The sequence below is a fragment of the Rhizobacter sp. genome, from assembly GCF_031412075.1.
Lineage (GTDB): Bacteria > Pseudomonadota > Gammaproteobacteria > Burkholderiales > Burkholderiaceae_C > Rhizobacter.
The window spans coordinates 1-23,123 of sequence record NZ_JANOCG010000039.1 but is presented as its reverse complement, the minus strand read 5'-3'; the positions used below and the strand labels follow the sequence as shown (position 1 = coordinate 23,123).

The 23,123-nt window shown below is 67.5% G+C and carries 19 protein-coding genes; 5 read left to right on the top strand and 14 right to left on the bottom strand.

The annotated features are described in order from the left end of the window. Positions 1 to 450: TonB family protein (locus RMO40_RS01410; RefSeq protein WP_309715251.1), on the top strand; the 450-nt coding region annotated here is incomplete at its 5' end. Between the two features lie 60 nt (positions 451 to 510). Here the strand turns inward: RMO40_RS01410 and RMO40_RS01405 are convergent. The 14 genes from RMO40_RS01405 to bchF all read right to left on the bottom strand — a co-directional run bounded on the left by RMO40_RS01405 (position 511) and on the right by bchF (position 18,313). Next, positions 511 to 2,706 (bottom strand): GAF domain-containing protein, encoded by a 2,196-nt coding sequence (locus tag RMO40_RS01405; RefSeq protein ID WP_309715248.1) that lies wholly within the window; start codon positions 2,704 to 2,706, stop codon positions 511 to 513. After that, positions 2,706 to 4,043 carry a transcriptional regulator PpsR gene (gene ppsR / locus RMO40_RS01400; RefSeq protein ID WP_309715245.1) on the bottom strand — a complete coding sequence of 446 codons (1,338 nt, stop codon included), beginning with the start codon at positions 4,041 to 4,043 and terminating at the stop codon, positions 2,706 to 2,708. Before ppsR (RMO40_RS01400) ends, RMO40_RS01405 begins: the two co-directional genes overlap by 1 nt. 63 nt (positions 4,044 to 4,106) lie before the next feature. After that, positions 4,107 to 4,883 (bottom strand): putative photosynthetic complex assembly protein PuhE, encoded by a 777-nt coding sequence (gene puhE, locus RMO40_RS01395; protein ID WP_309715243.1) that lies wholly within the window; start codon positions 4,881 to 4,883, stop codon positions 4,107 to 4,109. 6 nt (positions 4,884 to 4,889) lie between these two features. After that, the gene (gene acsF, locus RMO40_RS01390; protein WP_309715240.1) at positions 4,890 to 5,963 is read right to left on the bottom strand and encodes a magnesium-protoporphyrin IX monomethyl ester (oxidative) cyclase; all 1,074 of its coding nucleotides are present in this window, start codon (positions 5,961 to 5,963) and stop codon (positions 4,890 to 4,892) included. Between the two features lie 18 nt (positions 5,964 to 5,981). After that, positions 5,982 to 6,437: a photosynthetic complex assembly protein PuhC gene (gene puhC / locus RMO40_RS01385; RefSeq protein ID WP_309715237.1), complete on the bottom strand. Its 456-nt coding sequence runs from the start codon at positions 6,435 to 6,437 to the stop codon at positions 5,982 to 5,984. Between the two features lie 4 nt (positions 6,438 to 6,441). Further along, positions 6,442 to 7,146 (bottom strand): photosynthetic complex putative assembly protein PuhB, encoded by a 705-nt coding sequence (gene puhB, locus RMO40_RS01380; RefSeq protein WP_309715234.1) that lies wholly within the window; start codon positions 7,144 to 7,146, stop codon positions 6,442 to 6,444. Beyond that, the gene (gene puhA, locus RMO40_RS01375) at positions 7,143 to 7,925 is read right to left on the bottom strand and encodes a photosynthetic reaction center subunit H (RefSeq protein WP_309715231.1); all 783 of its coding nucleotides are present in this window, start codon (positions 7,923 to 7,925) and stop codon (positions 7,143 to 7,145) included. The genes puhB and puhA overlap by 4 nt, the downstream gene beginning before the upstream one ends. A gap of 24 nt (positions 7,926 to 7,949) precedes the next feature. Further along, positions 7,950 to 9,404 (bottom strand): MFS transporter, encoded by a 1,455-nt coding sequence (locus tag RMO40_RS01370; protein ID WP_309715228.1) that lies wholly within the window; start codon positions 9,402 to 9,404, stop codon positions 7,950 to 7,952. After that, positions 9,401 to 10,192 carry a magnesium protoporphyrin IX methyltransferase gene (gene bchM / locus RMO40_RS01365; protein WP_309715225.1) on the bottom strand — a complete coding sequence of 264 codons (792 nt, stop codon included), beginning with the start codon at positions 10,190 to 10,192 and terminating at the stop codon, positions 9,401 to 9,403. Before bchM ends, RMO40_RS01370 begins: the two co-directional genes overlap by 4 nt. Then, positions 10,192 to 11,115: a ferredoxin:protochlorophyllide reductase (ATP-dependent) iron-sulfur ATP-binding protein gene (bchL, locus tag RMO40_RS01360; RefSeq protein ID WP_309715222.1), complete on the bottom strand. Its 924-nt coding sequence runs from the start codon at positions 11,113 to 11,115 to the stop codon at positions 10,192 to 10,194. Before bchL ends, bchM begins: the two co-directional genes overlap by 1 nt. Then, on the bottom strand, positions 11,112 to 14,933 hold the full coding sequence (locus RMO40_RS01355) for a magnesium chelatase subunit H (RefSeq protein WP_309715220.1): 3,822 nt from the start codon (positions 14,931 to 14,933) through the stop codon (positions 11,112 to 11,114). The genes bchL and RMO40_RS01355 overlap by 4 nt, the downstream gene beginning before the upstream one ends. Then, positions 14,905 to 16,506, bottom strand: coding sequence for a ferredoxin:protochlorophyllide reductase (ATP-dependent) subunit B (gene bchB, locus RMO40_RS01350; protein WP_309715218.1), 1,602 nt, complete (start codon positions 16,504 to 16,506; stop codon positions 14,905 to 14,907). The genes RMO40_RS01355 and bchB overlap by 29 nt, the downstream gene beginning before the upstream one ends. 2 nt (positions 16,507 to 16,508) lie before the next feature. Beyond that, positions 16,509 to 17,798, bottom strand: a complete 1,290-nt coding sequence (locus tag RMO40_RS01345; protein WP_309715216.1) for a ferredoxin:protochlorophyllide reductase (ATP-dependent) subunit N — start codon at positions 17,796 to 17,798, stop codon at positions 16,509 to 16,511. Beyond that, entirely contained in the window at positions 17,795 to 18,313 is a 519-nt protein-coding gene (gene bchF, locus RMO40_RS01340; protein WP_309715214.1) for a 2-vinyl bacteriochlorophyllide hydratase, read from the bottom strand. The genes RMO40_RS01345 and bchF overlap by 4 nt, the downstream gene beginning before the upstream one ends. 428 nt (positions 18,314 to 18,741) lie before the next feature. Here bchF and RMO40_RS01335 point away from each other — a divergent pair, with 428 nt between their 5' ends. The 4 genes from RMO40_RS01335 to RMO40_RS01320 all read left to right on the top strand — a co-directional run. Further along, entirely contained in the window at positions 18,742 to 19,527 is a 786-nt protein-coding gene (locus tag RMO40_RS01335) for a cobalamin-dependent protein (protein ID WP_309715212.1), read from the top strand. A 79-nt stretch (positions 19,528 to 19,606) separates the two neighbouring features. Next, positions 19,607 to 21,058, top strand: coding sequence for a transcriptional regulator PpsR (gene ppsR / locus RMO40_RS01330; RefSeq protein WP_309715211.1), 1,452 nt, complete (start codon positions 19,607 to 19,609; stop codon positions 21,056 to 21,058). A gap of 193 nt (positions 21,059 to 21,251) precedes the next feature. Continuing rightward, positions 21,252 to 22,136: a chlorophyll synthase ChlG gene (gene chlG / locus RMO40_RS01325; RefSeq protein ID WP_309715209.1), complete on the top strand. Its 885-nt coding sequence runs from the start codon at positions 21,252 to 21,254 to the stop codon at positions 22,134 to 22,136. Then, positions 22,133 to 23,123: MFS transporter (locus tag RMO40_RS01320; protein ID WP_309715207.1), on the top strand; the 991-nt coding region annotated here is incomplete at its 3' end. The genes chlG and RMO40_RS01320, both read left to right, overlap by 4 nt.

Below are 23,123 nucleotides of genomic sequence, written 5' to 3'. Positions count from 1 at the left end.
GGGGGGGGCGTGCCTGGTCGCCCCCCCACTGGGGTCTTTGGTGGGGCGGGTGGGGGGGGGGGTGGTGGGGCGGGGGGGGGGGGGGGGGGCGGCACGGGTGCCGGCTCCGGCCAAGGTGGTGGCGGCGGCAAGGGCGGCACGCTGCAACGTGCGGCCGGCGGCAAGGCCTCGCGCTCCATCGAAGAGATCAGGCTCGTCTTCGAGCGCAACAAGGGCGCGATCTACGCCATCTACCACCGTGCGCTGCGCGAAGACCCAAGCCTGCAAGGCAAGGTGGTGTTCAAGCTGACCATCGCGCCCTCGGGTGAGATGGCCGACGTGCGCATCGAGTCGAGCGAGCTGAAGAACCCCGAGCTGGAGCGCAAGCTGCTGGCCCGCCTCAAGCAGTTCGACTTTGGCGCCAAGGCGGTCGAGCAGATGGTGGTTAACTGGCCGGTCGACTTCCTGTAGTCTTGACGGTTGCACGCGGTTGCACGCGGTGGCCGCGCCAGCCGTGGCGCCCACCGCGCGTCAAGAAAGCAGCTGAATCCGCCCGAACAACTGCGTGGCGCGCCGCGTTGACGCCTCGAGCTCCTGCAACAGCGGCGCCACTGTGGGTGGGCTGCTGCCATCGGCGATGTCCATGGCTGCGAGGCTGGCGTTGGCGAGGATCGCTCCCATCACGTCGCCTTGCTTCGAGCCCACGCCGGCCGGCTGCGCGGCCTGGCGCGCCGGTGCCTCCTCGACCACCTGGGACAGCGACTGCTCGAGATGCCGGCGTGCCTCGGCGGCGCGTTGCGTGTCGGTAAGGTCGACGAAGATCATGAAGAACCCGAGCACCGTGCCGTCGCGTGCCGGCACGACCTCGGCGCGCACCGCCACCGGCAGTGTCTGGCCGCCCTTGAGTGCCAGTTGGAGCTCGCCGCGCCAGGGCTGGCGCTCCTGGCCGAGCGAGACCAGCACCTTGGCCACCAGGTCGGGCTGGTTGAAGAGGTTGGGCAGGTTGGAGGTCGATGTCGATGGCGACTGTGCGATGAGCGCGCCAAACGCGTCGTTGGTGAACAGCACCCGCCCGCTCGCGTCGCCGATCACCACCGGCTCGACCGAGCTGCCCACGGTGGTGCGCACCTGCGCCAGCTGATGCTCGGCGATCAGCAGCCGCACGGCATTGATCTGCACGATGATGTCGATCAACGAGGCGCCGAAGGCGCGGCCCAGCGCAAGCTCGCTGTTCGACCACGGCAGCGCGGTGCCACGCACGATCTCCGACCACGCGGCGAACGAGCTGCGCGGTGACAACTCCATCGGGTTGTTGGCGACCATCGGCTTCGAAGGGTCGCCGGCCCAGGTGACCGTCAGCAGTTGCTCCTTGCGGAACCACATCAGGTAGTCGGGCTTGGTGGTCGAGAGCTTGACGGCCAGCACCCCGCTTGCTGTTGGCGTGAGGGAGTCGAACGCCGGATTGGCGCGAGACACCGATGAGCAGTTGAAACCGCCATCGAGCGCCTGCGTGTCGATCCATTGCATCAACGCGCGCAGCTCGGCGGTGGAGGGCGCCTCGCCCGCAGTGAGCAGCTCGCCTTCGTGAAACAGCGCGGCGCCGGTGGCTTCGAGTGGCTGCAGCAAAGTGCGCGGGTTGCGAAACAGCGCCAGCCGCCAGTCGCCCTCGGTCGACGTGGCTTCGACCAGCCGCTGCTCGAGCCGGCGAACCTGGATCGCGACCTGCGCATGCGCGTAGTTCTCGATCGCGGCGATGCGGGTGGCCGTGACTTCGGCGAGCAGGTCGGCCGCAGCGCGCACCGCGAAGCGCAGGTTGCGTGGCGAGTAATGGTGGCAGGCAATCAGGCCCCACAACTTGCCCTCGCGCACCAGCGACACGACCAGCGTGGCCGTGACACCCATGTTCTTCAGGTACTGCAGGTGCAGCGGCGACATGCTGCGCAGCTGGCACATCGACATGTCGAGCTCTTCGCTCGCGCCTGGCAGCTGGCGCGGCACCAGCGGCGAGGGCTCGTAGTGCACGTCGACCAGCACGCGCAACCGGTTGCGGAGATAGAGCTCACGCGCACGCTGCGGAATGTCGGAGGCCGGGTAGTGGTGGCCGAGCAGCGAGTCGAGCCGCGGGTCGCGCGCCTCGGCAATGATCTTGCCGTGGCCGTCGGGGTCGAACTTGTAGACCATCACGCGGTCGTAGCCCAGCATGTCGCGGAAGCACCGCACCACACCGTCGGCGAGCGTGCCGATGGCCGAGGCGGCGCTGAAGCGCTGCACCGCTGCGCCGAGCAGCTCGCGCAACTGCGGGCCCGGGATGTCGACGGTTTGCACCTGCACGTGTTCGGCGCCCACCGGCTCGATCTCGACCAGCAGCACGCCGCCACCATCGGCACCACGCACACGGTGGAGCGTGCCTTCGAAGTGGCGCTGTTGGCCGGCCAACTGAACCTTGCAGCGCAGTGGCACCGGCTCGGCGAGATCGCTCGCTTCCGCACACAGCTGGCGGATGCTGGCCTGGATGTCGCCACCCAGCTCGGCCACCGATTGTTTCAGCAGGCTCTCGACATGCACGCCCAGCAATGCCTGAACGTTGGCGCTGGCCTGGATGATGCGCAGCTCGGGTTCGCGCAGCGCCAGCAGCAGACCGTGCGGTTGCACCGAGCCTGAAAGGTGAATCAGCTCACGTTCGCAGTTGGTGAGGTCTGCCTGGCCGAAGGCTGGGCTGGTGAGCACTACTTGTCACCTGTCTCGTGCTCGACCGGCCGCGCCAGGCTTTCGATGCTGACGCCGAGCAGCGCGGCAGCCTGGCTCGCGATCGCCGCCAGTTCGCGGTCGCCGAGCCGGGTGCCCAATGCGGCGAGGCCGGCGCGAAACACGCGCGACAGGGTGTCGCTGGCAGCGTCATCGATGGCCGGGCCGGCGGTCGGTCGAATCGTGAAACCGATGCACTCCTGGTCGCCTTCGGTCAGCAAGGTGGCCGAGGTCTCGACCGGTACTTCGGATGCCGGGCCGCGCTTCAAGCGCGAGGCGATCTGCCGTGCGATGCCGTCGCGTCGCACCTTGGCCACCAGGGCGGCCAGCGGTTGGTCGGTCAGGCCCAGCCAGCTCATCAGCGGCTGGCCCTTGGCCTGCGCCTCGTGGCCCAGCCCAGCCAGTGTCAGGAACGCGGGGTTGGCGACCAGAATGCGGCCGCTCGAATCGGTGACGACGACACCATCGCTCGCGTCGTCAACCAGCCGAGCCAGCGTCTTGTTGAGCGCAGCGGTGGGGCTGGCGGCGTCGATGGCGCGCATGCGCACCAAGAGTCGCATCGCGTCGTCGCTGCGAAACGGCGTGGCCACCACGCTGGTGCTGGTGAGCGTGCCTTGCAGTCGCGCACGGATCTCGCCGCTCTGGCCGGTGGCGCGTGCACTGCTGAGCAACTCATTCACCGCACCGCGCGAGTGGTGCTCGAAACCGGCGCCGATGTGTTGGCCTTTCAACTGCTCGGCGGCGGTGGCAAACAGCGTGGCGGCCGCCTGGTTGGCTTCGACGATCTGCAGCGTCCCGCCGTCGACCACGGCGACCGCATCGGTGGCCACCTGGAACAGCAACTGGTAGCGCGCTTCGGCCTGGCGCGCCTGCCAGTAGCCGCGTTCCATCTCTTGTTGCGACTCGACATACCGCTTCTGGATGGCCGCGATGGTGCGCAGGTCGCGGCCCACCGCCAGCACCGGGCCGTTGTGGCCCAGGCGAATCGCGGTGTAGGCGACCGGGATGCTGCTGTCGGCGCTCAGCGGGTGGTTGACCTCGCGGCGGCGGGCAATGCCGGTGCTCGCCACTTCCTTCAGCAGGTTTTCGATCTTGGGCCGTGTCTCGCCGCTGACGGTGTCGATCCAGGCGCGCCCGACCCATTGGTAGGCGCCCGGGGCGATCGGCTCGGCGCTGACTTGCGCGACGTTGCGGATCACACCCCCTTCGTCGATGACGAGAGCGATGTCGCTGGCGAGTGAAACGAATGTCTTGGCGAGCTCGGGTGCCCAAGCTGACAAGGCGGCGAGGTCGGGGTGTTCGGCGGGCGAACGGCTCATGCGGTCCATCCTTCGAGCGTGGTGCGTTCGGGCTGATGGACCGTGTATTTCATCGTGCGAATTCTATGCCGGTGGTTCGGCAGTTCTTGAGCGTAAACCCCAATGCCAGAGCGCCTGTGAAGGCAGTGGCAAGACCATGAACCAGTGCTCCAGGATGGCCAGGCTGAGCAGTGTGCCGGCCAGGCTGAGCGCGGTCGCATCGAAGGCGCTCACGCCCTGGGCATGGGCCGCTTGCCACAACAACACAGCGAACCATGTCGATGCCAGCACCGAGATCGGGAACAGTGCGTTCATCGGCGCGCGCCGAAAGTAGGTCTGCAGGTATTTCAGGTGCGCCGGCAGGAAGTCTTCACTGAGGTTGCGCACGCCGAGAAAGACGTTGAGCTTGGCGCTCAGGCGCATCACCCAGAAGATCACAAAGGTGGCGAGGCCGGTGGGGTTGGCGCCGCCCCAGGTGAGCGCGACGACAGCGGCGCCGAGCACGATCAACGCCAGCTCGTGGTGCAACAGCGTCTGCAACGCCAGTCCCGCCCGACGCCAACCGGTGGCGCCTGCAGGGCAGGGCGCACGCCGTGGCCCGGTCACATAGCCCAGCAAGAAGGCCACCTCTTGCCAGGCCCACACCCCCAGCGTGCAGGTGAAGGCGAGGTAGGCGCCGCTCACGCGCGTGTCGTCTCGCGTCGCCGCCAGGCCCAGCAGCGCCACGCCGAGCAGCACGGTGGCGCTGAGCATCGTCCACGGGTGCGTTCGGCGGGGCAGGCCATTCAGGTACAGGATCAACCCCGTGCTGAACCACCACGCGAACAGCGTGAAGGCGATGGGCAGCAGGTAGACCGACATGCGGCGTTACCAGGTCGGTGCCAAGCGCACATTTTGCGGCAACTCGTTGCGCTGGGCCGGCAGGCAAAACAGGCGCGCAAACGTGAAGCCCGCCGCGAGGCCCAGCCCGACACGCTTCACGACACCCACCAGGCCGCCACGCGCCTTGGCCGCTTCGGTCGCAACCGAGATCTTGCGCAGCTTTTCCAGCCCGGCATGGAAGCGCGGGTCGTCGAGGTTGAGCGTGAGCGGGAACACCTGCTTGGTGATCTCTGAGGTGATGCGAAAGACGGTGAAGTCGTAGGCGGTCGGGTCGAGCCCCATCGCGTCGTGCATCTCGGGCCGCTGGTGGTCGCGCACGTACATGGTGGCAAACACCGCCAGCACGAAGAAGCGGATCCACAGCTTGTTGACGCCACGCAGCAGCTTCGGGTTGGCGCGCAGCAGCAGCGCAAAGGCCTCGCCGTGGCGAAACTCGTCGTTGCACCACAGCTCGAACCATTTGAAGATCGGGTGGAAGCACAGCTCGGGGTGTTTCTCGACCTGGCGGTAGATCGCGATGTAACGCGCGTAGCCGATCTTCTCTGACAGGTAGGTCGCGTAGAAGATGAACTTCGGGCGGAAGTAGGTGTACTTCTTGGCGCGCGCCAGAAAGCCCAGGTCGACGCCGATGCCGAAGTCTTTCAGCCACTGGTTGATGAAGCCCGCGTGGCGCGACTCGTCGCGTGCCATGTAGCCGAACAGCTCTTTCATGTCGGGGTTGTTCACCCGCTTCTTGATCTCGGCGTACAGCACGCAGCCCGAGAACTCCGAGGTGATCGAGCTGATCAGGAAGTCGGAGAACTCCTTGTACAGCGCGGGCGGCAGGTCGGAGCAGTCGGCCATCAGGTCGGCCGGGCGCTGGAAGTGGTCGGTGTTGGTGTCGACGCGGAACTCGTTCATCAGCGCCTCCCATTGCGGGCGGATCGCGCTCACGTCGATCTTGTCCATCGCCGCGAAGTCGGTGGTGTAGAAGCGCGGCGTCAGCACCGTGTCTTGCAGGGCGGTGCGGGTGGCCACGTTGATCGGGGCCTTGGGTTGAACTGCAGCAGAAGCTTGCATTGGGGTTACCTCTTCAAGTCAATGGGCCGGGCTGGTCATGAGGCTGGCGAACACCGCGGCGTTGGTCGGGCCGAACGAGCCCAGATCGACACGCCGGCCGGTGCCCGGGTCTTCGAGCGTGAGCTTGCCGTCGCTGTGGCCGATCATGCGAAACGGCAAGTCGCGGCCCACGCCCTGGCGGGTGCGCTCACGCGCCAGGCCGCGCATGGTGCCGCGCAGGAATCCGTTGCTCGCAGGCGCGACGGTGTGTACCAGGTGCTGCCCGCTCGCGTCGAGCACGACGATGCTGCCGTCGGGCCGGTCTTCGAATCGGAACTCGCGTACCACCACGGTCGGTGCGACCGGCACGCGCACGAAACCCACGCCCGTCAGGCGGACCGCCGCCACCGCGACGATCGAGGCGAACACCAGCGCACCGAGTGCGAACAGCGGCGCCCGTGGGAAGCGAACAGGAGGCAGGGTGCTGGTAGTCATGGTGTCACGCGGCCAGTTGCTGGTTGCCCCGGGGGGCCTGGAACTGCTTTGCTGGCACCACCACCGCGCGCAGGGCTGTGGGCGCGACACCCGCCGATTCGGCCAGCGCAGCCGACAAGAGGGTCGCCACCGCACGCGCCTGCGGCAAGGCGCGCAGCATCGGCTGGCTGCGCTTGAGGTGCCATGGGCGCGCATGCGGCCACAGGTGCACGTAGGCGATGCGGTCGGCGTCGTTGAGCAGCAAGGTCACGTCGCCGCTGCCGTCTGCGTTGGTGCGCAGGCCGGCCGTTTCGATCTGCGAGTGCGGCAGGTTGAAGGTGATGGTCAGCACCACGCCAATGCGCATCACCACCCGCTTGTCGGTGATGGTGTAGATGCTGGTGCGTGCGATCAGCCAGGCCATCAGCGAGAGCACGGCGATCGCCATCACGGCCAGGGGCAGCAGCCACACCACCGCCAGTACGGCCTCGAACCCGCCGCCGCCGTTTGACAACACGGTGACCCCGCGCCAGGCGAGCAGCACGGCAAAGTAGACCGACAGCATGCGCGTGTGCAAGGCCTCGCGGGCCATCACGCGCCAGTCGGGCGAGCCTTGCCAGAGCAGGCGCTCATCCCGGGGCAGCGGCTCCGGCAGGCCGAGCTCGGCCTCGAACTCGTGCTCGGGTGCGGGCTCGTGCGTTTGTTGACGGGCTTGTGAATTCGTGATCACAGCAGCGGCTCCTGGCGGTCGGGCGTGGCGTACAGCGTGCCGCCGCCGTAGTAGCCCATGATCTTGTCTTCTTCGAGCAGCGTGACGGCATCGGGATTGCGCGTGGCCGGCACTTGCGCGAACTGGCCCGCCAGGATCGACCGCACCTTGACGTTGCGGTCGCCGATGCGCGAGAAGTTCACCGGCAGCAGCACACGGCGGCTGCCGTCTTTCACCGGCACCTCGACCTCGAGGTAGCGGAACAGCACCTCCGCCCGGTCGACCCACAAGTCGCGCACCACACCTGCCACCGCGCCATCGGCGCCAATCACCGGCAAGCCGCGCGGGTCGGGGTCGTGACCAGACACTTCAAAACTCGGGGCCACGCGCAGCGGCACGATGCGTGCGTCGCCCTCGACCGTGGTGTCGACGATGTCGGCACGGTCGGCGTAGGAGCCCGGGCCGATGGCCGCGAGCATCGGGTCGCCATTCGGCTCCAGCGGTGCGCCCAAGTGGCCGAGGCTCGGCGTACCGCCCAACGGTTGGTTCGAGCCGCGGAAGTTGGGCGAGGTCACCACGCGGCCGTCGCGCAGCAGGTAGGTCTTGGGCTCGGGCACGCTCGGCCAGCCCTCCACCTTGACGCGGCCGCCCGAGCGGTCGGTGCGGTCAGACTCCAGCGGGTAGCCCTCGCGTTTGTCTTCTCGGTGCAGGTAGTAGATGAGCCCTGCGAAGAAGACCCAGAAGACGTACAACACGATTTGCGCCACGTCGATGTACGACGTGATGGCTCCGGTTTCCATGGGGGGCTCCTCTCGGGTGGGTAATCAACCGGGCAATTCGGCGAGGCCGAACTTGCCCGTGGGTGGGGTGCGGGGCGCCTGACGCGCCGTGCGCACGAGCGGGCCGATCGCGATCAGCGTCGCAAACAGCAGGTAAATCTCGAGGTGGTAGACGAAGCTGTAGCCGGTGGCCGGGCTGCTCAGGGCCGAGCCCAATGCACCTTGTGTGGCCAGGCCCGAGACGAGGTCGCGAATGGCGCCGCCGGCGGCGATCGACACGCCTGCGCACGAAGCCTGCACCGCGCCCCAGGCGCCGAGCGCCAGGCCGTTGAGGCCGTCGTTTTCGAGGTTCATCGCGGCCGTCAGCGTGCCGACTGAAAACAGGCCGCCACCAAAGCCGATCACGGTGGCGCCGAGTCGAAACAGCGCCGTCGAGCCCAGCGGCTCGGCAAAGATCACGCAAGAAAACGCAAACAGGCCGGCGAGCACGCCCCAGGCCGCGAGCTTGTGCGGCGAGGTACCCCGACTGAGTGCGCGCGCTGCCAGCGCGAAGGCCACGAGGGCTCCGGCGGCCATCATTGCGGTGAGGGTGGTGGTCGCGCCCACCGACATTTTCAGGATCTCGCCGCCGTAAGGCTCGAGGATGATGTCTTGCATGTTGAACGCGGCTGTGCCCAGGCCCAGCGCGACCAGGAAGCGGATCGACTTGCCCTTGCTTGCAAAGCGCGCCCAAGCTTCGCGGAACGAAGGCCTGGGTTCAGCGCTTGGGCGGTTGGCCGGGTTGCGTGCTTCCTGCTTCCACAGCGCGAAGAGGTTGACCAGCATCGTCAGCAAGGCCGCTCCTTGCACCACCTGGATCAGCCTCACCTGGCTGAAGTTGCGCAGCGCCAGGCCGAACAGCAGGCCGCTCGTCACCATGCCCAGCAACAGCATCACGTACATCAGCGCGACCACGCGCGGGCGTGTTTCGGGCGAGGCGAGGTCGGTGGCCAGGGCGAGGCCGGCGGTCTGCGTGGTCTGCAGGCCGGCACCCACCAGCAAGAAGGCCAGCGCCGCCCCGGCGTGGCCGACCCAGGCCGGCCCGTGGGTGTCACCCGACAGCACGATCAGCGCGAAGGGCATGATCGCAAAGCCGCCGAACTGCAGCAGCGTGCCCATCCAGATGTAGGGCACGCGCTTCCAGCCGAGCACCGAACGGTGCGTGTCGGAGCGAAACCCGATCAGCGCGCGAAACGGGGCGAACACCAGCGGCAACGCCACCATGGCCGCGACCAGCCAGGCCGACATGCCCAGCTCCACGATCATCACGCGGTTGAGCGTGCCCACCAGCAACACCATCGCCATGCCCACCGACACCTGGAACAGCGCCAGGCGCAGCAGGCGAGGCAGCGGCAACTCGGCGCTCGCCGCATCGGCGAAGGGCAGGAAACGAGTGCCGACCTTGGCCCACTGGCCCGCGAGGGTCGAGTTGAGTTTCAGGACGGTGCGCGCCGGGTTCATGACTTCACCAACTCCAGCGCTTGCGAGGTGTAGAAACCGCTGGAGATGCGCTCGGTGCGGCCGCGCGACCAGCCTTGCAGCTGTGCCTCGTTGTCGATGCGGCGGTGCAACCAGCGCTCGGCAATGGGCACCACGGCCGGCGAGCGGTTGCCGCGCGGGAACAGCTTGCCCACCGCGCGAAACACTTCAAGCGCCGGGCTGCTGGGCACATAGGTGAAGAGCAGGCCGACACGTGTGCGCTGCGCGAGACCGGCCAGCACGTTGACCGCGTCACCGGTCTCGTAATGGATGACCGAATCCATGCCGACCACGTAGTCGAAGTGGCCGAGTTCGGGCGCGAGCATGTCGCCCGAGCGGAAGTCGATCGAGCCGCCGTTGCGCAGCTGCGGCTGGCGCTCGCGTGCGAGGTTCACGAGCGTGGGCGACAGGTCGATCGCCAGCACGTCGGCGCCACGGTGGGCCGCTTCGACGGCGAGTGCGCCAGTACCGCAACCGGCATCGAGCACACGCAGGCCGCGCAGGTCATCGGGCAGCCACGACAGGAGCGTGCTGCGCATGCGTTCACGCCCGGCTCGCACCGAAGCGCGCACACGGCCGACCGGTGCATCCGACGTGAGTCTCGCCCACGCCTGCACCGCCGTGCGATCGAAGTAGGTTTCGATCTGCCCGCGCCGTTGTTGGTAACTGTCTGCCCCCCGGTCGCGGGATACCGCGACCGACCCCCCGAGGGTGTCGAGCCCGGCTTGGGGCGGCCCGGCGCTCGGGCTCCGAGTGGTGAGGTGGCTCATCAGTCAAAACCCAACAGGTCAAAGATGTCGCGGTCTTTCATCGGCACTGCGTTCAAAGGCTCGCTGCCGAGCCACAAAGAAGCAGCCAGGCGCATGTATTCCTTTTGCACCAGCTCCAGCTCGGGCGAGTACTCCATCTCGAACAGAGTCGACTTTTTGAGTCGGCTGCGGCGGATGACGTCGAGGTCGGGGAAGTGCGCCGCCAGCTTCAGGCCGATCTTGTTGTTGTACTTGTCGATCTGGTCGGTGGCGGCGCTGCGGTTGGCAATCACGCCGCCCAGGCGCACGTTGTAGTTCTTCGCCTTCGCGCCGATGGCCTGCACGATGCGGTTCATCGCGAAGATCGAATCGAAGTCGTTGGCGGTGACGATCAGCGCGCGGTCGGCGTGTTGCAGTGGGGCGGCAAACCCGCCGCAGACCACGTCGCCCAGCACGTCGAAGATCACCACGTCGGTGTCTTCGAGCAGGTGGTGTTCCTTCAGCAGCTTGACGGTCTGGCCGACCACGTAGCCACCGCAGCCGGTGCCGGCAGGCGGCCCGCCGGCTTCGACACACATCACGCCGTTGTAGCCCTCGAACACGAAGTCTTCGACGCGCAGCTCCTCGGCATGGAAGTCGACCGTCTCCAACACGTCGATCACGGTGGGCAGCATCTTCTTCGTCAACGTGAAGGTCGAGTCGTGCTTCGGGTCGCATCCGATCTGCAGCACGCGCTTGCCCATCTTGGAGAAGGCGGCCGAGAGGTTGCTCGAGGTGGTGCTCTTGCCGATGCCGCCCTTGCCGTAGATCGCAAACACTTTCGCGTTGCCGATCTTGAGGTTCGGGTCGAGCTCGACTTGCACGCTGCCCTCGCCGTCGAGACGAAGGTTCTTGCGGATGCCCGGACTCTTGATGTCCGGGAACGGGACCGTTGTCGTGCTCATGCGGGAGTTCCTTCTCTGCTGTCGGTAAACACGCCTTCGAGCCGGTCTTCAAGCTCCTCGCCAGCCCGACGCAAGGCGGCGAGCATCGTCGCGTCGGGGTTCCAGAATTTGCGGTCAGACGCTTCGAGCAGCCGGTTGGCCACCCGCGCCGAAGCGGTCGGGTTCAGCTTCGCCAGCCGGTCGCGCATGGCCGGGTCGAGCATGAAGGTCTCGCTGAGTTGCTCGTAGACCCAGGGCTGTACCTGGCCGGTCGTGGCCGACCAGCCCATGGTGTTGGTCACGTGCACCTCGATCTGGCGGACACCCTCGTAGCCGTGCTTGAGCATGCCTTCGTACCACTTCGGGTTGAGCATGCGGGTGCGGGTCTCGAGTGCCACCTGTTCGGTCAGCGTGCGCACCGTGCCGCCGCCGTTGGCGTCGCGCGTCTGGTCGCCGATGTAGACCGGCGCAACTTCGGCGCCTGCCCCATGTTTCTCGGATTTCGCGCGCTTGACCGCGCGGCTGATGCCGCCCAGCGTGTCGAAATAAGTGTCAATCGTGGTCACGCCGAGCTCGACCGAGTCGAGGTTCTGGTAAGCGAGCTGCACACCGGCGAGCACGCTGTTGAGCAGCTGAGCCTGCTGCACCGGGCGGCCGCTGCGGCCATAGGCAAAGCCCTTGCGGCGGCTGAAGGTCTCGGCGAGTTCGTCGCCGTCTTCCCAGCGGCTGTTGTCGACCAGGCTGCCGACGTTGGCCCCGTAGGCACCCTCGGCATTGCCGAAGACGCGCAGCGAGGCCGTCTCCAGGTCACCGCCATGCTCGGCCATGTAGGCCAGCGCGTGTTGGCGAATGAAGTTCTGTTCCAGCGGCTCGTCGGCACCGGCGGCCATGAACGCGGCTTCGGCAAGCAGCTTGATCTGCAGCGGCAGCAGGTCGCGGAAGATGCCCGACAGCGTGATGACCACGTCGACCCGCGGCCGGCCCAGCTCGGCCAGCGTCATCAGCTGCGCGCCGGCGAGGCGGCCGTAGCTGTCGAAGCGTGGCTTGGCGCCCATCAGCGCCAGGGCTTGGGCGATCGGGCCGCCTTCGCTCTTGAGGTTGTCCGTGCCCCACAGCACCAGGGCAATCGACTCCGGAAAGGCGTGGCCGTCGGCCTGGTGGCGCTGCAGCAGCCGCTCGGCCTGGCGTGCGCCGTCTTGCACCGCATACGCACTGGGGATGCGGAAGGGGTCGAAGCCGTGCAGGTTGCGCCCGGTCGGCAAGATGGCCGGCGTGCGCAACAGGTCGCCGCCAGGCGCAGGGCGCAGGAACTTGCCGTCGAGCGCGTGCAGGATGCCGTCGATCTCGTGGTCTTCGGCCATCAGCGCATCGGCCGCGGCCAGCTGGGTCAGCAGCTCGATGGTGGCCGCATCGCCTTGCGCAGTGCCGCCAGCGACCAGCGCTTCGATCACCGCGCGCTCCGGCCGCGCGCCATGCGAGGCCTCGGCCAGCGAGAGCAGCAGGTCGACACGCTCGGTCGGTGTGGGCGCCTGGCCGACGATGTGCAGGCCGTGTGGGATCAGCGTGTACTCGAGTTCGAGCACGGCGTCGTTGAGCTTGGCGATCTGCAGCGGTGCCGCATCGCCCCACGCGGGCTCGAGGGTCGCCAGCTCCAGCTCGGCGGCCTGGGCCTGGATCATCAGCGCAAGTTCCTGGGCTTCGTTCGCGGCGTCGGGCTCCAGCGCGCGGTAGCGTTCGAGCAGGCCTTTCAGGTCGACCAGGCCCTTGTACAAACCGGCTTGGGCGACGGGCGGCGTGAGGTAGCTCACCAGCGTGGCAGCGGCGCGGCGTTTGGCAATCGTGCCCTCGGAGGGGTTGTTCGAGGCGTAGAGGTACAGGTTGGGCAGGTCGCCGATCAGCCGGTCGGGCCAGCAGGCCGATGACATGCCGTTCTGCTTGCCGGGCATGAACTCGAGCGCACCGTGGGTGCCGAAGTGCAGCACCGCGTGCGCGCCGAAGTCTTCGCGCAGCCAGCGGTAGAAGGCCGAGAAGGCGTGCGTCGGTGCAAAGCCCTTCTCGAACAACAGGCGCATCGGGTCGCCTTCGTAACCGAACGCCGGCTGCACGCCGACGAAGACGTTGCCGAAGCGCTCGCCGTACACAAACAGGCTGCTGCCATCGCTTTGTTGCTGGCCTGGCGCGGGGCCCCACTGCGCCTCGATCTCCTTCAGGTGCTTCTCGCGCCGCACGTGGTCGTCGGCCGGGATGCGCACGTGCACGTTGGCCGCCGCGCCGTAGCGCGCTGCGTTGCCGTTGATGATGCGTTCGCGCAGGTCGTCCACGCTCTTGGGCATCTCGACGTGGTAACCCTCGCGCTGCATTGCCGCCATGGTGTTGAACAGCGACTCGAACACCGAGAGGAACGCGGCCGTGCCGGTGTTGCCCGCGTTGGGCGGGAAGTTGAACACCACCGCTGCGACCTTGCGTTCGGCGCGCTGCGAGCGACGCAGGTCGACCAGCTTGCCTACACGAGCGGCCAGCAGGTCGGCGCGCTCGATGCAGCTGTGCATGTCGTGGCTGTCGACCACGTTCTTGAAGGTGCAGCCATGGGCGCAGCCGGTGCAGGCAATGTGTTCGGCACTGCCGCGGCCACCGAACACCATGGAGCCTGTCGCGCCGTCGAGCTCGGGGATCGCCACCATCATCGTGGCCTCGACCGGCAACAGCCCGCGCGGCGAGCCGCCCCATTCGTCGAGCGTCTGGAACTCCACCGGCGTGACGGCGAGGTAGGGCACGTCGAGCGAGGCGAGGATGTCTTCGGCCGCCTTGGCGTCGTTGTAGGCGGGGCCGCCGACGAGCGAGAAGCCGGTCAGCGAGACCACCGCGTCGATGGCCGGCCGGCCGTTGTCGAAGAAGAAGGCATCGATGGCAGGCCGCGAGTCGAGGCCGGTGGCAAACGCCGGGATCACACGCAGGCCGCGTGCTTCCATCGCGGTGATCACGCCGTCGTAGTGGTCGGTGTTGCCGGCCAAGAGGTAGGAGCGCATCAGCAGCAGGCCCACCGTGCCGCGCTTGCCGGTGGTGGCGACGCGCGGCAGGCCGGCCTGCGAGGTCGACATGCGCGGGTCCATCTTCGGGTGATAGACGCCGACCTCGGGGTACTCGACCGGTGGCTTCGGCTTGGCGACACCGCGCAGCGCCTTGCGTGGCCCGTCGGCATAACGGTCGACCAGGAACTGCACCATGCTCGCGACATTCGTCTCCGACCCGGCAAGCCAATATTGCAGGGTCAGGAAGTAGGCCCGAACGTCTTGCGCGGTGCCCGGGATGAAGCGCAGGATCTTCGGCAGGCGGCGCAGCATCTTCATCTGCTGCGCGCCGGCGGTGGCTTTCACGCCGGTTTCGTTGCCCTTGGCTTCGGGCTTGCCGCGCAGGCGCTTGAGCAAGGCCATCGGGCCGCTGGCCGGCGCGCCCATGTCGAACTTGCCCATGCGGGTGAGTTTCATCACCTCGGCGGCCGACATCGCGCAGACCATCGCGTCGCAAGACTCGCGGCGTGCCTTGAGCGCGGGCAGCACCGGCGTGAAGTGTTCTTCCATGAAGAGCATGGTCGCGATGACGATGTCGCCGTGGGCGATGTCGTCTTCGCAGCGCTTGAGCGCCGCACCGTCGCCGCCCCATTCGGCTGCGGCGTGGATCACCAGCTTCAAGCCGGGCATGGTTTTGGCCAGCGCGCGGTTCGCGCGCTCGGCGGCGCTTGCGAGATGGCTGTCCATGGTGACGATGACCACCCGCATCGCGGGATGCACCGTGATGGGTGCGGTGGCCAGGCTAGCGGCTGAAGTGCGCTTTGGCGTCATAGAGGGTCTCGATGGTGATCACCGGTACGCTATGGTCGTGTGCGTATCGCTCGGTGTTGCGGCGCGCTTTGCCGCGCACGAAGAAGGGGATCTTCTTGAGCTCCTTCTCCGCGTCAGGGGCCCACATCGCCAGGATCGTGGCTTGCGGGCTTTCTTCGTTCTTTTCGCTCTGGTTTGCAGTTGCCGAAACTTGTTGTGGCGCGTTCTCGATTGCGGCCGGGCTGGCGTGGCCACCCAGGTGCGAGGGCGCTGCGTCTTCATGGAATTCGAAGTCGCCGCGGAACATGCCGATCAGGTGTTCTTCCAGGCCCATCATCAGCGGGTGCACCCAGGTGTCGAACAGCACGTTGGCGCCTTCGAAGCCCATCTGCGGCGAGTAGCGTGCCGGGAAGTCCTGCACATGCACCGGCGCCGAGATCACCGCACACGGCACGCCCAGGCGCTTGGCGATGTGGCGCTCCATCTGCGTGCCGAGCACCAGCTCGGGCTGCAGCTCGGCGACCTTGGCTTCGACCTCGAGGTAGTCGTCGCTGATCAGGGCTTCGACCTCGTACAGCTTGGCCGCTTCGCGCACCTCGCGGGCGAACTCGCGGCTGTAGGTGCCGATGCCGACCACCTTGAAGCCGAGTTCGGTGGAGGCCACGCGTGCGGCGGCCACCGCGTGTGTCGCGTCGCCGAAGATGAAAACGCGCTTGCCGGTGAGGTAGGTCGAATCGACTGAACGCGCGTACCAGTTGGAACGTGATTGCACGTCGGCGAGCGCGGTTGTCGCGTCGATGCCGGCGAGCTGGGCGACCTCGGCGACAAAGTTTTTGGTGGCGCCGGCGCCAAGCGGAATCGTCTTGGTGGCGGGTTGGCCGAAGCTGCGGGTGAGCCAGCTGGCGGTGAGCGAGCCGACTTCGGGGTAGAGCACGACATTGAAGTCGGCCTCGCCCAGGCGTGACAGGTCTGATGCACTGGCGCCCAGCGGCGCGACGACGAGCACGTCGACACCCATGTGGGTGAGCAGGCGGGTGATCTCGGTCACGTCGTCGCGGTGGCGAAAGCCGAGCGCGGTGGGGCCGAGGATGTTGCAGCTGGGGCGCTGCCCTGCAGCGCGTGGTGGGCGCACGGTGCCGGGCGGCGGCACATGAGGGCCAGCGAGAGCGCGCACCATCTGATAGAAGGTCTCCGAGGCGCCCCAGTTTTCCTTGCGCTGGTACGACGGCAGTTCGAGTGCGACCACCGGCACCGGCAGGTTCAGCGCCTTCGCCAAACCACCCGGGTCGTCCTGGATCAACTCGGCAGTGCACGAGGCGCCGACCATCATCGCCGCTGGCTTGAATCGCTCGTAGGCCTCGCGTGCGGCGTTCTTGAACAGCTCGGCGGTGTCGCCACCGAGGTCGCGCGCCTGGAAGGTGGTGTAGGTCACCGGCGGGCGTTTGGGCAGCCGCTCGATCATCGTGAACAGCAAGTCGGCGTAGGTGTCGCCCTGCGGTGCATGAAGCACGTAGTGCACGTCTGTCAGCGCGGTGGCGACCCGCATCGCGCCGACGTGCGGCGGGCCTTCGTAAGTCCACAAGGTGAGTTGCATGGTCAGGCCACCAGCTTCAATCGGCGCAGCAAGGGGCGCGTGAACAACTCGGCCAGGTCACCGGCCTGGTCGTAGCCCTGGATGGGCGTGAAGACGAGTTCGATCGACCACTTGGTCGTCATGCCTTCGGCTTCGAGCGGGTTGGCCAGGCCGAGGCCGCAGACCACGATGTCGGGTTGCAGGGCGCGGCAGCGATCGAGCTGCTTCTCTACGTGCTGCCCTTCAGACAAGGTGGTGCCTGCGGGCAACAGCGCCAGCTCTTCGGCCAGGTGCTGCCGGTGCAGGTAGGGCGAGCCGACCTCGGTGAGCTGCATGCCCAACTCGCGCGCCAGGAAGCGGGCGATCGGGATCTCGAGCTGCGAGTCGGGGAAGAAGAAAATGCGCTTGTCGGCCAGCGTGGCGCGGTGGCGCACCAGCGCGGCACGTGCGCGCTCGCGGCCCGGGGCGGTCACACGCTCGAACACATCGGCAGCCACACCGAAGGCCGTGGCCGCCGCTTGCAGCCACAGCGTGGTGCCTTCGGCGCCCAGCGGGAAGGGCGCGGCCAGGCGCTTGGCGCCGCGCGCTTCGAGCAGGCGCGCGGTGTCGGCCAGAAAGGGCTGCGCCAGCAGGATGCGCGTGCGCGGCCCGATGGCCGGCATGGCGCCCGCACGCCGTGGCGGAAAGAAGTGCACCGGGCCGATGCCGAGCTGAGAGAACTGGCGCGCGAACTGGTCTTCGACCACGTCGGCCAGCGTGCCCACCACCATCAGCGAAGCCGGCGCATCGGCCGTCTCGGCGGGCAGTTGAGGCACCAGTGACGCGAGGCAGGCGTCTTCGCCTTGCGTGAAGGTGGTTTCGATGCCGCTGCCCGAGTAGCTGAGCACACGCACGTCGGGTGAAAAGCGGCCCGACAGGCGCGAGGCGGCGCGCGACAGGTCGAGCTTGATGACCTCCGACGGGCACGAGCCCACCAGGAACAGCAGCTTGATCTCGGGCCGGCGCTCGATCAACCGGGTCACGACCCGGTCGAGCTCGGTGTTCACGTCGGACAGGCCGGCCAGGTCGCGCTCGTCGATGATGGCGGTGGCAAAACGCGGCTCGGCGAAGATCATCACGCCGGCAGCCGACTGGATCAGGTGGGCACAGGTGCGCGAACCGACGACGAGGAAGAACGCGTCTTGAATCTTGCGGTGCAGCCAGATGATGCCGGTGAGGCCGCAGAACACTTCGCGCTGGCCGCGTTCGCGCAGCACCGGCGCGTCGCTGCAACCATCAGATGGCGCGCTGCGGATCGGGATGACCGGGCTCATGCCGCCACCTGCTTGCCAGAGACCACCGCTGGCCGGCTGGCTTGGTCGAGCCGCGCCGCACGAAGCTTCAAGATGAACTGCGCCGCGTTGATCACATAGGTGGCATAAGCCGCCAGCGCCAGGTGCATCAGCTGCCGTGCGTCGAGCGCCCCGGTGAACAGCGCCACCAGGTAGGCGGTGTGCAGCGCCAGCACCAGCATGCTGAACACGTCTTCCCAGTAGAAGGCGGGGGCGAACAGGTAGCGGCCGAAGACCACCTTCTCCCAGATGCAGCCGGTGACCATGATGGCGTAGAGCGTCAGCGTCTTCACCACCACCGACCAGACCGCGGCGTCGTGCCCGGCGCCGGTGGCGAGGTAACGAAGCACCAAGCCCAGGCTGACGATGAACACCAGGAACTGCACCGGTGCGAGCACGCCTTGCACGAGGGTCCACGGCGATGCGTCGCGCCGTTGGCGCTCTTCGGGGGTGTACAGAGGCCGGTACGGGGCTGGCCTGGTTCCACTTGTTTGCATCGACATCCTCAGCTGTGCTGCTGGCGCTGAATCTAGACCCGCGTCGAAAGGTTGTCAATCAGGCTAGACGTAAATCAAACATGACACTATATTTGGGCCCAAGCCGTGTTCTTTCTCATGTTTCAGAGTCGGCGTTGAGAGGGCGCTAACCCGATTGACGACCTGATGGCGCGGCGGTAGAAACGATCTCGCAGCCGACAAAGCGATCAAAGCCTCGCATGTCGCCTACCGGCCCCCGCACAACGGTGGCACCGCCCCAGGTATGGTCCCGAGGCGCAACGCAGTACATCGCGAGGAGACCGTCGATGGAGAGCTTTCCGCAGGGGCAATCTGTGGCGCGTGAGGGTATGTCCAGGGGTGCTTCCGCACCTGAATGCGAGCTCGAGCTGCCGGGCTTCCGGCCTGAGGAGGCAGCCAACGACACCCGCATGTCGCAGCTGGCCCGCACGATCGAGCAAGAGATCATTCCGCGCCTGATGCTGGCGCACCGCACCGGCGCCGAGCCGCTGCCGCGGCCGGACCGTGGCAGCCAGGCGATCACCGCAGACGATGTCAAGCAGTTCGCCAAGCTGGTGCTGTCACACGATGAAGACGCCGCGTTTGCGGCCATCTCGGCCTTTCGTGCTCGCCAGGTGTCGGTCGAGAAGCTCTATGTCGACCTGCTCGCGCCGACGGCGCGTTATCTGGGCGACCTCTGGGACGACGACCTGTGCAACTTCACCGACGTGACGGTCGGCCTGGGCCGCTTGCAACGTGTGCTGCGCGAGCTCAGCCCCGCTCTGGGTCGAAGTGTGGATCACCCCATGCAGGGTCGACGCGTGCTGTTGCTGCCCAGCCCCGGCGAACAGCACACCTTCGGGCTGGTGATGGTGGCGGAGTTTTTTCGCCGGGCCGGGTGGGACGTGACCGGCGGCGCCTGGGCCGCCGGCGCTGACGCCTCGGCGCTGGTCAGCAGCGAATGGTTCGACGTGCTCGGCTTTTCGCTCGGCGCCGAGGTGCACTTGAAGCCGCTGGCTGCGAGCATCGCCGCGGTGCGGCACGCCGCTTGCAACCGACACCTCGTGATTCTGGTGGGCGGGCCGCTTTTTGGCGCGCATCCGGAGTTCGTCGGTCAGGTCGGTGCAGACGGCATGACAATAGACGGGCGCGAGGCTCCGTTGCTGGCCGAGACTCTGATCTCAGAGAAGGCACCGCAACGCGAGCCATCCGGCTGATGTTTGCTGCGCGCCACGGCATCGGTCACCAGACAGTCAAGCGAGGAACTGATGCATCAGCCGTCCAGAAAGTCAGCGCATGAGAGAGTTTGAATCGCCCGCACGCACGCTGGGCGACCTGAGCGCCGACGTTGCGGGCAAGCTGATCGCCGCCGCTGCCGACGTGGCCTTGATCATCGATGACAAGGGTGTCATCCGCGACCTCGCATTCGGCAGCGAAGACCTGCTGCGCGAGGGCTACTACGACTGGCTGGGCAAGGCCTGGGCCGACACCGTCACCGTGGAGAGCCGCCCCAAGGTCGAGGCCTTGCTGAGCGAATCGCGCAGCAATGCGTCGCCGCGCTGGCGCCACATCAATCACCCGTCGGTCGACGGTGTCGACTTGCCCTTGTCGTATTCGGCGATCACGTTGCCGCAGCAAGCCGGCCGTGCCGAGGCACGCTCGGTGGTGTTTGGCCGCGACCTGCGCGCCAACGCCGCGCTGCAGCAGCGCCTGATCAGCGCGCAGCAGGCGATGGAGCGCGATTACTGGCGGCTGCGCCACATGGAGACACGCTACCGCTCGCTGTTCCAGGTGTCGGCCGAGGCGGTGCTCATTCTTGACGCCACCACCGGCAAGCTCGAAGAGGCCAACCCGGTGGCGCAGGCGCTGTTCGGCGCCGACACCTCGCGACCGGGTTGGCTCATCACCGAAAGTTTCGAGCCCGATGCCGGTGGCAAGCCCAGCGGCGGCGTGGCCGCGATGCTCGGTCGTGTCAGCGCGACCGGCCACGGCGAGAGCGTGAACGCACGCAGGGTCGGCCAGCCCAGCGAGCTGCGCGTGTCGGCCTCGCTCTTTCGCCAGGAAAAAACAGCCCACCTGCTGGTGCGTGTGGCGCCGCTCGACGGCCGCACCAGCGTGGCCGAAAGCGGCGGGCAGAGCGCCATGCTCAAGCTGATCGACAGCGCCCCCGACGCCTTTGTCGTGACCGACCTCGACGGCCTCATCCTCACCACCAATCGGGCTTTCATCGACCTGGCCCAGCTTGCCACCGAGACGCAGGTGCGCGGCCAGTCGCTCGAGCGCTGGCTGGGCCGCACCGGTGTCGACCTCAACGTGCTCATCACCAACCTGCGCCAACGTGGCGCAGTTCGCCTGTTTGCCACCGTCATGCGCGGCGAGTACGGCGCCTCCACCGAAGTCGAAATCTCCGGCGTGGCCGTGACCGAGGGCGAGCAGCCCTGCCTGGGCTTCACCATCCGCGACGTGAGCCGGCGCCTGGCCGCCGAGGTGCGCACCACCGGCACCGGCCGCGAAATGCCGCGATCGGTGGGCCAGATGACCGAGCTGGTCGGCCGCGTGCCGCTGAAAGACATCGTGCGCGACACGACCGACCTGATCGAGCAGCTGTGCATCGAGGCGGCACTCGAGCTCACCCACGACAACCGCGCCTCGGCAGCGGAAATGCTGGGTCTGAGCAGGCAGAGCCTCTATGTGAAGCTGCGCCGTTTCAACATTGGTGACTTGACCCCGGTTCCCGGCGAAGAGTGAGCGGCTGGAAGCCGCTCAGGCTCCGTTCGCCTTGAGCCGCCCGGCTCCGTTCGCCCTGAGCTTGTCGAAGGGTGCGCAGTGCACGGCGCTGGCTTGGACAGGCTCAGCCCGAACGGCATCGGTGAACTCAAGTTGACACTGGCGGTGTAAATCTAGATTGACGTCGTCGGCCGTCGTGTGCAAGATGCCTGGCATGGCACGACCCGCCCTGTCCGCTGTTGCGGAGCTGCTCAAACCCATCACCTGGTTCCCGCCCATGTGGGCCTTCGGGTGTGGCGTGGTGGCTTCGGGCGTTGCCACCGAAGGCCGCTGGCCGTTGATCGTGGTCGGGGTGTTGCTCGCCGGGCCCCTGGTGTGCGCGAGCAGCCAGGCGGTGAACGACTGGTTCGACCGGCACGTCGACGCCATCAACGAGCCGCAGCGGCCCATCCCCTCGGGGCGCATGCCGGGCCGTTGGGGGCTCGCGATCGCGATCCTCTGGACGCTCTTGTCCCTGCTTGTCGCCGCGTTCCTGGGCCCGTGGGGTTTCGCCGCCGGCGTGGTCGGCCTGCTGCTCGCCTGGGCCTACAGCGCGCCGCCTTTGCGACTCAAGCGCAACGGCTGGTGGGGAAACGCCGCCTGTGGGCTTTGCTACGAGGGCCTGGCCTGGCTCACGGGCGCGGCGGTGATGGCCGGTGGGGCCATGCCCGAGTTGCGTTCGGTGGCGCTGGCGCTGCTCTACAGCGTGTCGGCGCACGGCATCATGACGCTCAATGATTTCAAGTCGGTCGAAGGCGATCGGCAGATGGGCATCGCCTCGCTGCCCGTGCAGCTCGGCGTGAACGGCGCGGCGCGCACCGCCTGCTGGGTGATGATCCTGCCGCAGCTGTGCGTGACGGGCATGTTGGTGTTGTGGCAACAGCCTTGGCATGCCCTGGCGGTCGGCGGGCTGATCGCGCTGCAGCTCGTGCTGATGCGCCGCTTTCTGCAGCAGCCCACCGAGCGGGCGATCTGGTACAGCGGCTTCGGCGTGCCGCTGTTCGTGATCGGCATGATGGTCAGCGCCTTTGCGCTGCGCACCGCACAGGTGGTGCCATGAGCGCGCCCTTCGGATGGCTGGCTATCTCACGCCTGGGGCTGGTGCAGGCCTGCCTCGGGGCGGTGGTCGTGATGACCACCTCCACGTTGAACAGAGTGATGGTGGTCGAGCTGGCCTTGCCCGCCTTGCTGCCCGGCATGCTGGTCGCGTTGCACTATCTGGTGCAGCTGGCGCGCCCGCGCATGGGTTATGGCAGCGACATGGGCCAACGACGCACGCCGTGGATCATCGGCGGCATGGCGGTGCTCGCGGTCGGGGGCGTGCTGGCGGCCGTGGCCACGGCGTGGATGGGCACCGAGCGCAGCGCCGGCATTGCACTCGCCGTGTTCGCGTTTGTGTTGATCGGCATTGGCGTCAGCGCCAGTGGCACCTCGCTCCTGGTGCTGCTCGCGTCGCGGGTCGACGCGCCGCGCCGCGCCCCTGCGGCCACGCTGGTGTGGCTGATGATGATCGTGGGCTTTGCCCTCACCGCCGGCATCGCCGGCAAGCTGCTCGATCCGTATTCGCCTCAGCGCCTGGTGGTGGTGACGGCTGTGGTGTCGCTCGTCGCGGTGCTGGTGAGCGTGCTCGCCACCTGGCGGCTCGAAGGTGCTGCCACGCCGCTGCTTGCCGCCAGCCCGGCCGTCGATCCCAAGCCCACCTTCCGTGAGGCGCTCACCCAGGTGTGGGCCGAGCCGGTGGCGCGCCGCTTCACCGTCTTCGTGTTCATCTCGATGCTCGCCTACAGCGCGCAAGATTTGATCCTCGAGCCCTTCGCCGGCACGGTGTTCGGCTTCACCCCGGGCGAGTCGACCAGCCTGTCGGGCGTGCAGCACGCTGGTGTGCTGCTGGGCATGTTGGCGGCGGCGTTTGCCGGGCGGGGCCGGCGCTTCGGCTCGCTTCGGGCCTGGCAGATTGGCGGCTGCCTGATGTCGGCACTGATGTTGTCGGGCCTGGTGATGGCCGCGCTCGTCGGGCCCGCGTGGCCCTTCAAGGCCACGGTGTTCG